11 protein-coding genes are annotated in these 14,747 nt (G+C 58.3%); 4 read left to right on the top strand and 7 right to left on the bottom strand.

What is annotated here, in order from left to right:
* Nucleotides 1-115: 115 nt before the first annotated feature.
* The 3 genes from PSH65_RS16860 to PSH65_RS16870 are packed head-to-tail and all read right to left on the bottom strand — an operon-like array spanning nt 116 to nt 3,423.
* On the bottom strand, nt 116-1,081 hold the full coding sequence (locus tag PSH65_RS16860; protein ID WP_305421381.1) for an HlyD family secretion protein: 966 nt from the start codon (nt 1,079-1,081) through the stop codon (nt 116-118).
* Nucleotides 1,082-1,085: 4 nt separating this feature from the next.
* The gene (locus PSH65_RS16865; protein WP_305421382.1) at nt 1,086-1,286 is read right to left on the bottom strand and encodes a DUF1656 domain-containing protein; all 201 of its coding nucleotides are present in this window, start codon (nt 1,284-1,286) and stop codon (nt 1,086-1,088) included.
* On the bottom strand, nt 1,276-3,423 hold the full coding sequence (locus PSH65_RS16870) for an FUSC family protein (RefSeq protein ID WP_305421383.1): 2,148 nt from the start codon (nt 3,421-3,423) through the stop codon (nt 1,276-1,278). The genes PSH65_RS16865 and PSH65_RS16870 overlap by 11 nt, the downstream gene beginning before the upstream one ends.
* A gap of 245 nt (nt 3,424-3,668) precedes the next feature.
* Here PSH65_RS16870 and PSH65_RS16875 point away from each other — a divergent pair, with 245 nt between their 5' ends.
* The 3 genes from PSH65_RS16875 (at nt 3,669) to PSH65_RS16885 (ending at nt 8,025) form a co-directional block, all read left to right on the top strand.
* Nucleotides 3,669-4,724, top strand: a complete 1,056-nt coding sequence (locus tag PSH65_RS16875; RefSeq protein ID WP_305421384.1) for a tetratricopeptide repeat protein — start codon at nt 3,669-3,671, stop codon at nt 4,722-4,724.
* Between the two features lie 131 nt (nt 4,725-4,855).
* The gene (locus PSH65_RS16880) at nt 4,856-6,358 is read left to right on the top strand and encodes an ATPase domain-containing protein (RefSeq protein ID WP_305421385.1); all 1,503 of its coding nucleotides are present in this window, start codon (nt 4,856-4,858) and stop codon (nt 6,356-6,358) included.
* The gene (locus PSH65_RS16885; protein ID WP_305421386.1) at nt 6,355-8,025 is read left to right on the top strand and encodes a response regulator; all 1,671 of its coding nucleotides are present in this window, start codon (nt 6,355-6,357) and stop codon (nt 8,023-8,025) included. The genes PSH65_RS16880 and PSH65_RS16885 overlap by 4 nt, the downstream gene beginning before the upstream one ends.
* Before the next feature lie 50 nt (nt 8,026-8,075).
* On the opposite strand, the gene PSH65_RS16890 is transcribed toward PSH65_RS16885, so the two are convergent.
* From PSH65_RS16890 to PSH65_RS16905, 4 genes are all read right to left on the bottom strand, one after another.
* Nucleotides 8,076-8,453 (bottom strand): response regulator, encoded by a 378-nt coding sequence (locus tag PSH65_RS16890; RefSeq protein WP_305421387.1) that lies wholly within the window; start codon nt 8,451-8,453, stop codon nt 8,076-8,078.
* 44 nt (nt 8,454-8,497) lie between these two features.
* Nucleotides 8,498-9,712: a hybrid sensor histidine kinase/response regulator gene (locus PSH65_RS16895; RefSeq protein WP_305421388.1), complete on the bottom strand. Its 1,215-nt coding sequence runs from the start codon at nt 9,710-9,712 to the stop codon at nt 8,498-8,500.
* Between the two features lie 76 nt (nt 9,713-9,788).
* Nucleotides 9,789-10,604 carry a protein-glutamate O-methyltransferase CheR gene (locus PSH65_RS16900; RefSeq protein ID WP_305421389.1) on the bottom strand — a complete coding sequence of 272 codons (816 nt, stop codon included), beginning with the start codon at nt 10,602-10,604 and terminating at the stop codon, nt 9,789-9,791.
* Nucleotides 10,604-14,095: a response regulator gene (locus PSH65_RS16905; RefSeq protein ID WP_305421390.1), complete on the bottom strand. Its 3,492-nt coding sequence runs from the start codon at nt 14,093-14,095 to the stop codon at nt 10,604-10,606. Before PSH65_RS16905 ends, PSH65_RS16900 begins: the two co-directional genes overlap by 1 nt.
* A 259-nt stretch (nt 14,096-14,354) precedes the next feature.
* Between PSH65_RS16905 and PSH65_RS16910 the strand changes: the two genes are divergently transcribed.
* Nucleotides 14,355-14,741, top strand: coding sequence for a response regulator (locus PSH65_RS16910; RefSeq protein WP_305421391.1), 387 nt, complete (start codon nt 14,355-14,357; stop codon nt 14,739-14,741).
* Nucleotides 14,742-14,747 lie beyond the last annotated feature (6 nt).

The raw sequence follows: 14,747 nt of genomic DNA on the forward strand, positions 1-14,747 counted from the left end.
GTGCTGGAAGCATTCACAGAACCTGTGGGAGCGGGCTTGCCCGCGATAGCGGTCTGTCTGGTACATGGATGTTGGATGTACCGACGCAATCGCGGGCAAGCCCGCTCCCACAGGGTTAGTGGGTTACCTTGTTTTCCCGGTTTTCCTCAACGGTCACCGTGGCCGTGGTCCCGGCACGCAAACGGTTTTTAGCGACATAGTCAGCATCGATCTGAATCCGCACGGGCACCCGTTGCGCCAGCTTCACCCAGGTGTAACTTGGGTTGATGCTGGCCAGCAGGCGACTGCCGGGGGAGTTCTCGCGGTCGGCGATAGCAAAAGCGATGCTTTGCACGGTGCCGCCGAAGGTCTCGCCGCTCATCAACTCGACCCTGACCCGGTCGCCCTCCTCGATTCGCGGCAGCTTTGTTTCTTCAAAGTAGCCGCTGACATAAAACGAGTCGCTATCCACCAGCGCCAACAACGCCCCCCCGGCAGTGGCGTAATCGCCCTGGCGAGTCAGCAGGTTGGTCACGTAACCGCTGACAGGCGCAACGACCCGAGTGCGCTGCAAGTCCAGTTCGGCTTGGGTCAATGCGGCGATCGCCAGTTGCACATTGGCTTGTGCCAGGCCCAGATTGGCCTGATTGCGCAACAGCTCCGCCTGCGCCACCGCCACTTCGGTACTGGATTTTTCCCATTCTTCGCCGGAGATCGCGAAACCCTGTTTGAGGGTTCGACGGCGACGCTCTTCGCTTTGGCGCTGCCTGAGCAGCGCTTCGCTGGAGACAATCGTCGCTTCAGACTGGCCCAGTGTGGCTTTTGAGACTTCCACCGCTCGCTTGGCATGCTCCACTGCCAGCGCATAACGAGCCGGGTCGATCTCCAGCAGCAACTGGCCTTTCTCGACATGCTGGTTGTCTTGAACACTCAGGCTGACGATGCGCCCCGAGACATCGGCGGACAATGTCACCACATCGGCACGAACCCGCGCATCCCGAGTCCAGGGCGCGCGAGTGTAATGTTCCCAGGCGAACCAGCCGAGCACGAAGGCCAGCAATACCACCGCCACGGTCACCAGTCGAGCAAGGATCTTCCTCAAAGCATCAAGCTCCCATCACCAGAATCAGCGTCGCGCAAACGCAGGCGTACAACGCGCCTTCGAACAAGGCCTCATGCCAGACAAAACGCAGCACGCCAACGCGGCGCAAGATCCAGTCCAGCAGCAGGAAAATCGGCAGGGCCAGTAGCAAAGCCTGGGCGATCGGCGGCAAGTAGACACCACCCAATTCAAAATCAATGGGCAAGGGCTGGCTCTCCTTCCGTTTGGGCGGGTTGAAAGTATTTGCGATGTCGCTCCAGAAACGACACCACGATCAACAACGCCACTCGCATCCTGAATACCGACCACAGGTGTTCATGAACGTCTAAATGCAAGTCGTCCATTTCATCGCCCAAGACACGCAAGTTTCCGAGCAGCTGCTCAAGGTCAATCCCGGGCCGCCCAGAGATCAATCGGCCTGTCTCACGGACGGCAGCCAGCAAACGGTTTTGCTGTTCTGTACTCAGCAATGTGTTGCTTTGCCCCTGTTGCCTGAGCTGGTTCAAGGCCACACCCAGTGCCATGCAGCCAAGGCTGACTTCGAACAGCTCGCTGGAGTGCTTGTCGTTGGTAGCCGGCAATAGTCCCAGCATCATGGTCAGGCGATCGACCATACGGCTTTCAAACGTAAATTGCTGTTCATCGGTGGCCGGCGTCTTCAGCAAAGCGTAGACCTGCTCGCAGTTTTCATTGAACAGCCGGCGCATCCGTAAAACGGGCCTGAACGGGAAAATCAAGGCGTAGACACTGAGCGCCAGCGCGGAAGCGCTGATGTACGCACCGGCAAACTCGAACCACTGAATGGCACTGTTTTGGCCGATTTCTGTGTTTTGCGGACCCAGCAACAGAATGGTCGTCAGTCCAAGACCGATGCCTGTGCCAGTCGTTGCCGGACTGGCCAGCCCCACCGCAACGGCATACAGCAATGGGGCAAGCAACAAGGCGAGTAACTCGAAGTCACTGATCATCGGTATCAGCAAGAACAGATAGAGCGCCGACACCACCAAGGCCAGAGCCTGCCCCCTGGCAAAGCTTTGCGCGGCCAGCAACGGCCGCGGAAAAGTCGCCATCAGCGAACAGAGAATCCCCACCACAATCATCCCGCCACGGGCCCCGTCCCAAGCGGTCTCGATCCAGATCAGACCGGCCACCAGCAACGCGGTAAATGCCCGGATTGCATTCATTGCCGCCAAAGTGAAGTCCAGATGCAGCGGATTTTCCTGGCCACGGAACACGCAACTGGCTTCACGCCCTTCCTGAATCGCGTCGCTCAGTTCCAGAATCTGCGCCAGTTGCTCTAGCATCCGTGCCTGCTCCCAACGCAATGCCCAGGCCAATGAACGCAGCGTGGCAGGCATCGTCTCGGTGAGTTGTTCGGCCTTGTAGGCCTGGTCATCGAAACGCTGTTGCAGCGCGGCGAAATGGTGCCGCTCCTCGCTCGACAGTGAACGCCCTTGCAGGGCTAGTTCATCGAGAAACGCCAATTCTTCGGCGCGCAAACGCTGTATCTCTTCCGGCAACGCGCCTTCCCAGCGCTCGGTCAGCAGTTGTCGCTGATGGCGCAAAGCCGTCAACCGCGAAGTCAGCAGCCCCAGTTGATTGCCGAGCAGCTGCACCAGACTATTGGCGCTTCGCAACCGTGGCGCATCGTAATATAAATGCCGACGTACCCCCTCCAGAGCACTGATTGCGCCGAGCAGCTGCATCTGCCGCCGATGGAAGTCAACCTCGCTTTCTTCGGTTCGAATGACGGCAGCAGCGTGGGTCGCGAGCAGCTTGATGACCTGATCGATCTTGGCGAAGTAATCCCGCGCCACAGCTTCCGGCCGCGCCGTGAGAAGGCTGACCACGCACACACAAACCACCGCCAAAAGCGTCTCGGTCACACGAGTGACGGCCAGCAGGAACGTACCTTCCTGATCGGGCACCGCCAGCAGCGCCACCACCACCGCCGTGTACCCGCTCAGAACAAAGGCCTGGGAACTGGTGTAGCGCAACAACGTGCCGCCGGCGGTACAGAATGCCAACCACAAGGCCAGAGTGAGGATGAAAGGCTGGGGCGCCTGGGGAAAGATCGCCATGATCAATACCGCCACGACTGCTCCGAACGTGGTGCCGATGACTTGGCCGAAACTTCGGGCCAGGGCCATGCCACCCAGTGGCTGGCTGACGATGATCACCGCCATGATCGACCACTTGGGCTGTTCGAGGTCGAACAGGAAGGCCAGATACAATGTCAGCAGCCCCGCCACAATGGTCCTCAGGGCGAACAGCAGCACCTCTCTTCCGGGGTTGAGTATCGCCTTGAAATATAGAAGCAGTGATTGCATGGGAGCGCTCATTGAGTCATCTCCAGCAAGCGTAGTCATTGCTTCAATGCCTCGACAGGTTTCAATGTCGACAAAACCTGTAGGCAACATCTGTGCGCATGCTGGAGCGCGAAGTGCCGGCAGCGCTGGGGCAAACCGAGTTGCCACCCGCCCTTGAGCCCGTCGACTACGTGCTGAACCAAGCTTGGGTTTGACTCACAGCCCGGCCTGACCGAAGCTGGTGGCTTTGCAAAAGCCTGCCAGCCCCGGATTCCTGCATGCCTCAGTCCCGCCGCTACTTGCTCATCAGCCTCTGCGTATTGCTCGCCCTCGCTCTCGCCTGGTTTTTTCTGCGCAGCACGACGCCTGTGGTGCCGGCGGCGATCAAGCATGGCTACAGCGAAGCGCTGGCCCAGGCACGCGCGGGTCAACCGGGGGCGGCGCGGGTGCTTTACCAGCAATTGGGCCGCCCTGATCTGTCGGCCAAGCGCCGCGTCTGGCTGCATGCCGAACTGCCCAATTATCCGAGCCCCCAAGCCCTGAAGCTCGCGGATGCGGACCTGCAACATCCCTCGGCGGATGTGCGCATTGCAGCGATCAAAAGCATCAGCGGGCTGGTACCCAGTGGGCAGCGCAGTCTGTTGCTGGGGCCCTTGCTCGATGACAGCGACCCCAGTGTCCGGTTTGCGGCGGTCAATGCCTTATTGGGTCTGACGCCGGATGAACTGGGGTTGTACTTCGGCCCCTTGGAACAAGCTATCGATGCCTGGGAACAGCTCCTCAAGCGTCAGCCGGAAAGCGCCGAAACCCAGTATCAATTGGCGCGCCTGCACTTGCACAATGCCGAGCTGAAGAACGCGCAGCAGGCCTTGGAGCGCACGTTGCAACTGGCGCCCGGCAACCTGCCGGCACTGGTGATGCAAATCGAAGTGCTGGATAAACAGGGCCAAAGCGATGCCGCCAGGCAATTGTTGGCGAAACAGTTAAAAGCCCAGCCTGACTCGGCCTACCTGCAACATGCGTTGGGGCTCTGGTTGCTGCATCACGGGCAAAGTGAGTTCGCCCTGCTCGGGCTGTCCAAAGCCGTGGAGCTTGAGCCGGACAACAAGGATTACCGCTACGACCTGGCGACTACGCTGCATAGCGAGAAGGAGCTGGAAGCGGCGCAGAACCAACTGCAGGAAATCGTTCAGCGCCACCCGGCCGATCGCAAGGCGCGCGTGCTGCTGATCAACTACTGGAAGGAAAGCGGACAGTTGCAGAACGTGCAGATATTGCTGGCACAGCTGGAACAGCTCAATCCGGATGATCCGGCGTTGCAGCAAGGTCTGTAAACGATCGCTCTGCTACAAATCAGAGCAAGAAAAGGTTGAACCGCCGTCTCGACAAAAGGTCAAGTGATCAGGCAGTCCACTCAGGCTCCAAGCCTGCCGCCTCGCCTCCCTTAGTCACGAGAGGGCATTTCTTGTCTACGTCTAACGAGTTGATCAGTGCAAAAGCCGCCACCGGCATTGAAGGTCTGGATGACATCCTGGCCGGTGGATTGTCCCGCGGCCACGTGTTCTTGCTGGAGGGTGAACCCGGAACCGGCAAAACCACCGTCGCTTTGCATTTTCTGTTGGCTGGCGCCCGTGCTGGCGAGCGCTCGTTGTACATCACCTTGTCGGAAACCGAGCGCGAGCTGCGCCAAGGGGCGTTGTCCCACGGGTGGGAGCTGGATGAGAACATCCACATCTTCGAGCTGACGCCGCCGGAAAGCCTGCTCAATGCCGAGCATCAACAGAGTCTGCTGTACTCCTCGGACCTGGAGCTGGGCGAAGCCACCAAACAGATTTTCGAAGCGGTCGAACGGGTCAAACCGACTCGCGTAGTGGTCGACAGCCTGTCCGAAATCCGCCTGTTGGCCCAAAGCTCTTTGCGCTACCGCCGGCAGATTCTGGCCATCAAGCATTACTTCGTGCGCTACCAGGCCACGGTACTGCTGCTGGATGACCTGACCACCGAAGCCCTCGACAAAACCGTGCACAGCGTGGCCCACGGGGTGATTCGTCTCGAAGAATTGACGCCTAACTACGGTGCCGAACGCCGGCGCATCCGCGTGGTGAAGTATCGCGGTCAGAAGTACCGGGGCGGTTTCCATGATTTCACCATCATGGGTGACGGCGTACATGTATTCCCACGCCTGGTGGCGGCCGAACATCGCGGGCGTTATACACGCCAGCAGTTAACCAGTGGCATCCCGGAAATGGATGCCCTGCTCGGTGGCGGTATCGAGACAGGCTCCAGCACCCTGATCCTCGGCCCGGCCGGTACCGGCAAATCACTGATCTCGATGGTCTTCGCCGCTGCGGCGGTGGCCCGTGGCGAAAAGGCCGCGCTGTTCATTTTCGATGAAGAGCTGGGGTTGCTGTTCGAGCGCATGAAAAACATCGGCATCGACCTGAAGGCCCTGGAAGACACCGGCAACCTGCTGATCGAGCAAGTGGATGCCGCCGAGTTGTCCCCGGGCGAGTTCTCCCACCGAGTTCGCCGTTGTGTCGATGAGGGCCCTATCAAAACCGTGGTGATCGACAGTATCAACGGCTATCAGGCGGCGATGCCCGAGGAAAATGCCCTGGTGCTGCACATGCATGAGTTGCTGCTGTACCTCAATCGCCAAGGTGCCGCGACATTCATGACCGTCGCCCAACATGGGCTGGTCGGTGACATGCAGGCCCCCGTCGACATTACCTATCTGGCCGACACCGTCATTCTGTTGCGCTACTTCGAAGCCCTGGGCAAGGTTCGCCGGGCGATCTCGATCATCAAGAAACGTACCGGCAGCCACGAATCGACCATTCGCGAGTACCGCATCAGCAGCCAGGGCATGACCATCGGTGAACCACTGGATGCTTTTCAGGGTGTATTGCGTGGCGTGCCAACTTACTTGGGCGCGAGCAATCCGCTGCTTAAGGAAGATGTCCAGTGACGGCCATGGAGGCAATGTCCGAGCGTGCGATTATTCTTGCGCCGCTGGGCCGCGACAGCCAGATCGCTCTGATGATGCTCAACGAGGCAGGGTTCGAGGGGGTCATCACCCGCGATCTGGGTGCGTTGTGCAACGAACTGTCGCTGGGTGCCGGCCTGCTGGTGATTGCTTCCGAGGCCTTGTTGGGCGCAAACCTTGAACCGCTGCTGGGTCTGATCGAGCAGCAACCGGCGTGGTCGGATCTGCCGATCGTACTGCTGACCCACCACGGTGGCCCGGAGCAGAACCCTGCGTCGCGGCTCGGTTTGCAGTTGGGCAACGTGACCTTTCTCGAGCGGCCGTTTCATCCGGTCACGCTGATCAGTCTGGTCACCACAGCGTTACGTGGGCGACGACGCCAGTATGAGGCCAGGGACCGGTTGATTGATCTGAGCCAAAGCGAACTGCGTCTGCAAAATACCCTGGAAACCCTCGAACAACAGGTCGAGGAACGCACCGCGCAATTGCGTCACAACGAAGAGGTCCTCAGGCAGTCGCAGAAAATGGAAGCGGTCGGTCAACTCACCGGCGGTATTGCCCACGACTTCAACAACATGCTGACCGGTATTATCGGCAGTCTCGAGCTTCTGCGCCGGCGTCTGGCCCGGGGACGCACCGAGGACCTGGACAGCCTGATCGATCTTGGGGTGACCTCAGCCAACCGTGCAGCGGGCCTGACGCATCGTCTGCTGGCGTTCTCCCGACGCCAGTCGCTGGATTCAAAACCCGTGCAAATGAATACCCTGGTGGTATCCATGGGTGAACTGTTGCAGCGCAGCATCAACGAAAGCATTCACCTGGAAATGCAACTGGACGAGCAACTGTGGGTGGCCGAGGCCGACCCCAACCAACTCGAAAGCGCCCTGCTCAACCTGGTGCTCAACGCCCGGGATGCCATGCCCGACGGCGGAAAGCTGCTGGTCAAAACCTCCAATCAGCATCTGGATACGGGGTTCACCGAGGCCCACAGCAATCTGCAACCGGGCGATTACATTGCCCTGAGCGTCACCGATACCGGTTACGGTATGCCGCAAAGCACCATCAACCGGGCCTTTGATCCTTTCTTCACGACCAAACCCATCGGCCAGGGCACAGGCCTGGGTTTGTCGATGATTTATGGTTTCAGCAAACAGTCCGGCGGACACGTCAGCATTGACAGTGAAGTCGGGAACGGCACCACGGTCAGCCTGTTTTTGCCGCGTTTCAGCGGGGAACTGCTCCAGGACACCCCAGTCGATACCCAACACACCCCTTTCGCCCGGGACGGCGAAACCGTGCTGATCGTCGAGGACGACCCCGCCGTGCGAGTCCTGGTCAGCACCGTATTGAGTGAATTGGGCTACGCCTTCGTTGAAGCGAGCGATGCCGACAGCGCCGTGCCGATTCTCGACTCCGACCAGCGAATCGACCTGTTGATCAGCGACGTGGGCCTGCCGGGCATGAACGGCCGGCAACTGGCGGAAATCGGTCGGCAGTATCGGCCTGATCTCAAGGTATTGTTCATCACCGGGTATGCGGAACACGCAGCGGTGCGCGGGGGTTTTCTTGATCCCGGCATGCAGATGATCACCAAGCCGTTCACCTTCGATTTGTTGACGGCGAAGGTGCGGGAAATGATCAGAACCTGAGGGATGCTTGCGTAGGAGCTGCCGTGCGGTCAACAACCGCCGACGCAGCTTCAGGAGAGCAGGTCCTGCATGATCTTTTGCAACACATCCAGATCGAACGGCTTGGCCAGGATCGGGGCTTTGCGGGTGATCGGGCTGTCTGTCTCGCGAATTTCCTGCGGATAACCGCTGATGAAGATCACCTTGAGCTCCGGTCGCAGCTTCACGGCGGGTTCGGCGATCTGTACGCCAGAGATTCCCCCCGGCAAGCGGAAGTCGGTGATCATCATGTCCAGATGCGGTTTGCTCGCCAGAATTTCAAAGGCCTGCTCGCCGTTTTCGGCTTGCAGCACCCGGTAACCCTCACCCGACAAATAAGCAGACAGCACCATCAAGATCGAAGGGTCATCCTCGACGATCAGTACCACATCTTGTGCATCTTCACTCATGGAAAACCTTTGTTCGATCAATAGCTGCTGATACGACCGTGCGGTCACTCAGAGGTTGCGTTTATCGGGCTGTTTTCCTGCAGCGGCAGACAAACGCGAAACAAGGCGCCTTCGCCAATCCGGCTCTCGACGGTGATGGAGCCACCATGGGCGGCGACAATCTGCTCCGAAATAAACAGCCCCAGGCCCAGCCCCGCTACAACGGCCTTGGCGGAAACCCGTTCGAACTGCTGAAAAATGCGCTGCTGATTATCTTCACTGATCCCGATACCGCGATCCTGAACCTCAACTCGCGCTTGCCCGTCGTGATTGTACACGCGTACGTCGATCGGGCTCTTGGCGCCATAACGCAGCGCATTGGTCAACAAGTTGGAAATCACTTGTTCGATACGGAACTCGTCCCAGTTGCCCACCACGGGCTGGTCGGCCGTCAAGGTCACCGACGACTCTGCGGCCTCGGTCTGCGGTGCAAAGTTTTGCAGAAGATTCTTTACCAGCTGCACCAGATCCAGCCGACTGGAGCGGATCGACAGCTTGCCCGTGCGGATCCGCGACACATCGAGCATGTCTTCGATCAGGCGGATCAGGCTTTTGATCTGCCGCTCATCACGGTCGACCATGGCGTGCATCTTGTCCAGGGTGAATGCCGCGGCGTTATCCCGGGCCAGATGCATTTTGCGCAATTGGGTTTCGAGAATCAGGCCATTGAGCGGCGTACGGACTTCGTGGGCCACGATGGACATGAAGTCATCACGCATGCGCACCGCTTGCTCCAGCTCGTTTTGGGTGTTCTGCAATTGTTTGAGCAACGTCTCCTGTTCACGGCGACTTTGCTCCAGCGCTTCGACCTGGTGCTTCATCGCTTTGCTCTGGCGATACAGGTCGACGAAGACATTGACCTTGCTCTTGACCGCGTGAACATCCAGCGGCTTGTGCAAGAAATCCACCGCACCGCTTTCGTAGCCCTTGAACGCGTAATTAAGCTCGCGGCCGGCGGCACTGACGAACACAATCGGGATGTTTCTGGTTTTTTCCGTACCGCGCATCAACTCGGCCAGTTCGAAGCCGTTCATGCCGGGCATCTGCACATCGAGAATGGCCATGGCAAATTCGTGTTGCAGCAACAGCGATAAAGCTTCGTCGGCGGACAGGGCTTTGTAGACGATACGGTCCTCACGCCTGATCAATGCTTCGAGCGCCAGAAGGTTCTCCGGCAGGTCGTCGACGATCAGTAATTTGGCCTGGATATTACTTAGCATGCGATTCCTTCCAGCTCGACAAGCAAACGGTCGATGCCGCGAAGATCCAGCCGATGAGTATCCAGCACTGCACTGTTCATGATTTGCGATAGATCCGTTCTGGTTTGACCAATGCTTCAAACTGGTTGCCATAGGCCGAGAAGTCCAGGGTTTCTTTACTGCCCAGCGCCAGAAAACCCCGATGACACAAGGATTCGTGAAATAGGCCGAAGGCACGGTCCTGAAGCTTTTTATTAAAGTAAATCAATACATTACGACATGAAATCAATTGAGTTTCCGAGAACACACTGTCGGTAGCCAGGCTGTGATCGGCGAAGGTCACGTTGTCGCACAGGCTCTTGTCAAAAATGGCGTAGCCATAAGCCGCAGTGTAGTAATCGGCGAACGAACGCTGACCACCGGCCTGCTGGTAGTTGTGAGTGTAGGCCCGAACATTCTCCAGGGAGAAAATCCCTTGCCTGGCTTTATCCAGCGAGCGCGGGTTGATGTCGGTGGCATAGAGGATGGTGCGATCCAGCAAGCCTTCTTCGCGCAGCAGAATCGCCATCGAATAGACCTCTTCGCCGGTGCTGCAACCAGCGATCCAGACCTTGATCGACGGCCAGGTCTTGAGCAGTGGCACCACTTCCTGACGCAGTGCCAGGAAATGCGAAGGGTCGCGGAACATTTCACTGACCGGAATCGTCAGCAATTGCAGCAGTTGCATGAACGCGGTCGGATCGTGCAGAACCTTCTCTTGCAGCGCCGAGATGGTTTTGCACTCGAACTGGCTCAAGGCGTGATTGACCCGGCGTTTGATCGACGCGCTGGAGTAATCGCGAAAATCGTAGCTGTACTTGAGGTAGATCGCCTCGATCAACAAGCGCAATTCGATTTCGGTATTGCGTTCCACTAAATTCGTTCCATCTTCGGTAACCACACACGAATCAGCGAGAACAGGCGATCCAGGTCGATGGGCTTGGCCAGGTAATCGTTGGAACCGGCCTGCAAGCAGCGCTCCTGATCGTCCTTCATGGCCTTGGCCGTCACCGCAATGATCGGCAGCTTGCGCCAGCGCGGGTCCTTGCGGATTTGGAGGGTGGCTTCGAAACCATCCATCTCCGGCATCATCACGTCCATCAGCACCAGATCAATGTCCTCGATTTGATTCAATTTCTCGATCGCTTCACGACCGTTACGACCAATGACCACGATTGCGCCCTTTTGCTCCAGCGCGCTGGTGAGGGCAAAAATGTTGCGTACATCGTCGTCCACCAGCAGCACTTTACGTCCCTCGAAGACCTTGTCGCGACTGCGGGCGGTCTTGAGCATCGTCTGGCGTTCCTGGGACAACCGGGATTCGACTTTGTGCAGAAAAAGAGTCACTTCGTCCAGCAACCGCTCCGGCGAACGCGCGCCCTTGATGATGATCGAGCGCGAATATTTGCGCAGCTCGGCCTCTTCGTCCCGGGTCAGGTTACGTCCGGTATAGACGATTACCGGCGGGAACGAGCAGATATCTTCGGTGGACATGCGTTTAAGCAAGTCGTTGCCGAGCATGTCCGGCAGCTTCAGGTCGATGATCATGCAGTCGAAAATCGTCGTGCGCAGCAGGTCGAGCGCATCCTGCGCCAGGCCGACGGCGGTGATTTCGATGTCCTCGTCGCCGATCAGTCGGGCGATGCTGTCGCGTTGCACATCGTCGTCTTCAACCAGCAAGACCCGTTTGACCTTCTGCGTCAGTTTGGCTTCGAGACGGGCAAACACATCCTTGAGTTCCTCGCGGGTGGTGGGCTTGACCGCATAACCGATCGCGCCCATGTGCATGGCGGCCTCGACGCGGTCTTCGACCGAAATCACATGCACCGGGATGTGCCGGGTTTCGGCATGTTCTTTCAAACGCTGTAATACCGTCAGCCCGGAATGATCCGGCAGGCGCATGTCCAACAGAATCGCATCGGGGATGAACTGCCTGGCCAGGTCGTAGCCTTCGTCGGCGCCGTGGGCCACCAGGCACTGATAACCCAGTTCATGGGCCAGGTCGTAGAGAATGTGCGCAAAGTTCGGCTCATCCTCCACCACCAGAATGCAGCGAGTGGCGAATGGCGCCTTGTTGCGATCATCGTCGAAACGCGGAATGTCGACTTCGGCAATCAGCGGCACAAGCGCAGCAGCCACGGCGCTTTTCTGCACGGCAACCGGCGTGGCTTTCATCGTCGTGACAGGCGCGTCACCTGGCTCGACGTACTGCTGCGGCAGCACCAGTGTGAACACACTGCCCTGCCCAGGCGTACTGGTCACACTGATCGAGCCGCCCAACAAGGTGGCCAGATCACGAGAAATCGACAAGCCCAGGCCGGTGCCGCCGTAACGACGATTGATGGTGCCGTCGGCCTGACGGAAGGCTTCGAAAATGCTTTGCTGGTGATCCGGTGCAATGCCAATCCCGGAGTCGCGGACGATAAAGGCAATGCCCTCGCCCGGCTGAACAGCGACGCTCAGGTTGACGGAGCCCTTTTCGGTGAATTTCACCGCGTTCGACAGCAGGTTCTTGATCACTTGCTCCAGACGCTGGCGGTCGGTGAACAGCATCAGCGGTGCATCGGCCTGCAATTTGATCTGGAAATCCAGGTTCTTTTCCGCAGCCAGCGGCTGGAACATGCCCCGCAGGCCTTCCACCAGACGCGCTACACTGGTGTTCTCTGGACGCACCTCAAGCTTGCCGGCCTCAACCTTGGAAATGTCGAGAATGTCGTTGATCAGGTTAAGCAAGTCATTGCCAGCGGAGTAGATCGACTCGGCGAACTTGACCTGCTCGGCGCTGAGGTTTTCCTGCGGGTTTTCCGCCAGCAGTTTGGCCAGAATCAATGAACTGTTCAGCGGCGTGCGCAGCTCGTGGGACATGTTTGCAAGGAATTCGGACTTGTACTTGCTTGAGCGCAGCAATTCTTCTGCCCGCGCTTCGAGTTCAATCTGAGCCAGGTTCAGTTCAGTGTTCTTCAGGTCCATGGCGTCGCGTTGTAACGCCAGGATCTGCGCCTGTTCGGCGAGTTGTTCGTTGGTTTGCTCCAGCGCGGTCCGCTGGGTTTCCATATGGACTTGGGACTCCTTGAGAATCCGCGATTGCTCTTCCAGCTCTTCGTTGGCGGTCTTGAGTTCTTCTTGCTGAACTTGCAGTTCTTCGTTGAGTTGCTGGGCTTCGGCCAGTACTTCCTGCAAGCGCTGGCGATAGCGAGCGGCCTCGATCGACGTGCCGATGTTGCCGGCAATCAGTTCGAGCAGTTCGACGTCGCGGTCGCTCAAGGGGCGCAAGAAGCCCAGCTCGATCACGCCGTTGACCCGATCGTCGTCACTGGTCGGCACCACCAGCACGCTATGCGGCAGGCCTTCGCCAAGACCGGAGCTGATTTTGAAGTAATCACTCGGGACGTCGTCGAGACGGATCAAGCGCGCCTGTTGCACCACCTGGCCGACAATTCCTTCGCCACTGTAAATCTGCTGTTCCAGCGCTTCCTGTTCCCGGGAGAAACCGTAAGACGCTATGCGCTTCAGGCCACCATGATCCTCACGGACATAGATCGCCGCGACAGCCGTCCCTAAATATTGGGCGCAGAACTGCAGAATGTTGCGCCCCAACAAATTGAGGGATAGCTGCCCCAGGACTTGCTCGGCCAGTTCTGTCTGGCCGTTGCGTAACCAGGCTTGCTGTTCAAGGCGGCGGGCACTGGCTTGTTGTCCGGCGAGGTTGGCACTGTAGCTTTGGGACAGGTTGAGCAAGTCCCGACGGCCAATGTAGGCCAGCATCCCGCTGATACCGGCCACGAACAGCAGATAAAGAGCGATGCTCCAGATCGTGGTGCGGCGCACTTCCTCGTTACGAGTGGTGCGCAACTGCTGCTCCATGTCGATAAGGTCTTCGAATTGCTTGCGGATCTCATCGGTCAGCCGCTTGCCGCGTCCGGCCTTGACGGCGCCGCGGTAGTCACCACTGGCACGCTGCAAATCAATCATCGACTGCGCGTAACTGGCCCATTCTGCCTGCAAGGCTTGAAGCCGGCGCAGCCGATCCGTCTGGACCGGATTGTCGCCTGTCAATTCGAGCAAGGTAGTGAGAGCGACGGCGATTCTCGGCTTGGCCGTCTCGTAGGGATCAAGGAAATGTTCGTCGCCGCTGAGCAGGAACCCGCGCATGCCGGTTTCCAGATCGACGGTCAGCTTTATCGCCTCATTGGCATTATTGATCACCCGGTCGGTGTGCTGGACCCACTGGAACACCGACAACAGGTAGGTGATCAGCGAAACGAAGAAAACCGCGCTGATGACGCCGACACCCAATGGCAGGCTGACGTTGCGGCTCAGAAGTTTACGGAATCGTTGCTCATCAACCGAGGACGCAGAGGTCATGGGGAAGCCTTGTCGTACTGTTGAAAACCATCGAGTCTGCCCCAAAACGGCCGAGCCGATCCATTTTTCTGACATGTTTTACGGCAAAATCCCGCATTTATCTGCTCTGGGACAAAGGAGCGGTTATTCTCTGCGGCTCTTGTGCGGCTATTGTTTTTGTAGCGCGTCGGGAACTTGTCGTGATTCGTCACTTACTGATGCAAGAGCCCGACGATTTCGATCGTCCGGCAACCGCGAATTCAATCTTTGAGAGCCCACTATGTCCGCTAAAACCTCCACCATTCTAGTCGTCGAAGACGATGCCATCGTGCGCACGCTGATCGTCGATGTGCTGGAGGAACTGGAGTTCCGGGTGCTTGAGGCCGATGGCTGTGAAGAGGCGCTGGATTTCATCAACGATGAGGACCAGGACATCGACTTGCTGATGACGGATGTGGGGTTACCGGTCATGGACGGTCGTGAACTGGCCAAGCAGGCGCGCATGCTGCGTCCCAAATTGCCAATTCTGTTCGCCAGCGGTTATGCCGAAAACATTGAGGTGCCTGATGACATGCAGGTGATCGGCAAGCCGTTTTCCATTGATCAACTGCGGGACAAGGTCAAGAATATTTTGTCCTCTCTCCCTTTATCCACGCCTGGGCAATGACGCAAC

Source organism: Pseudomonas sp. FP603, assembly GCF_030687415.1.
Lineage (GTDB): Bacteria > Pseudomonadota > Gammaproteobacteria > Pseudomonadales > Pseudomonadaceae > Aquipseudomonas > Aquipseudomonas wuhanensis.

Bases quoted from the DNA above. Each gene is read 5' to 3' on its own strand.
- PSH65_RS16870 (WP_305421383.1), bottom strand. From the start codon at position 3,423: ATGAGCGCTCCCATGCAATCACTGCTTCTATATTTCAAGGCGATACTC.
- PSH65_RS16875 (WP_305421384.1), top strand. From the start codon at position 3,669: ATGCCTCAGTCCCGCCGCTACTTGCTCATCAGCCTCTGCGTATTGCTC.
- PSH65_RS16890 (WP_305421387.1), bottom strand. From the start codon at position 8,453: ATGAGTGAAGATGCACAAGATGTGGTACTGATCGTCGAGGATGACCCT.
- PSH65_RS16895 (WP_305421388.1), bottom strand. From the start codon at position 9,712: ATGCTAAGTAATATCCAGGCCAAATTACTGATCGTCGACGACCTGCCG.
- PSH65_RS16905 (WP_305421390.1), bottom strand. From the start codon at position 14,095: ATGACCTCTGCGTCCTCGGTTGATGAGCAACGATTCCGTAAACTTCTG.
- PSH65_RS16910 (WP_305421391.1), top strand. From the start codon at position 14,355: ATGTCCGCTAAAACCTCCACCATTCTAGTCGTCGAAGACGATGCCATC.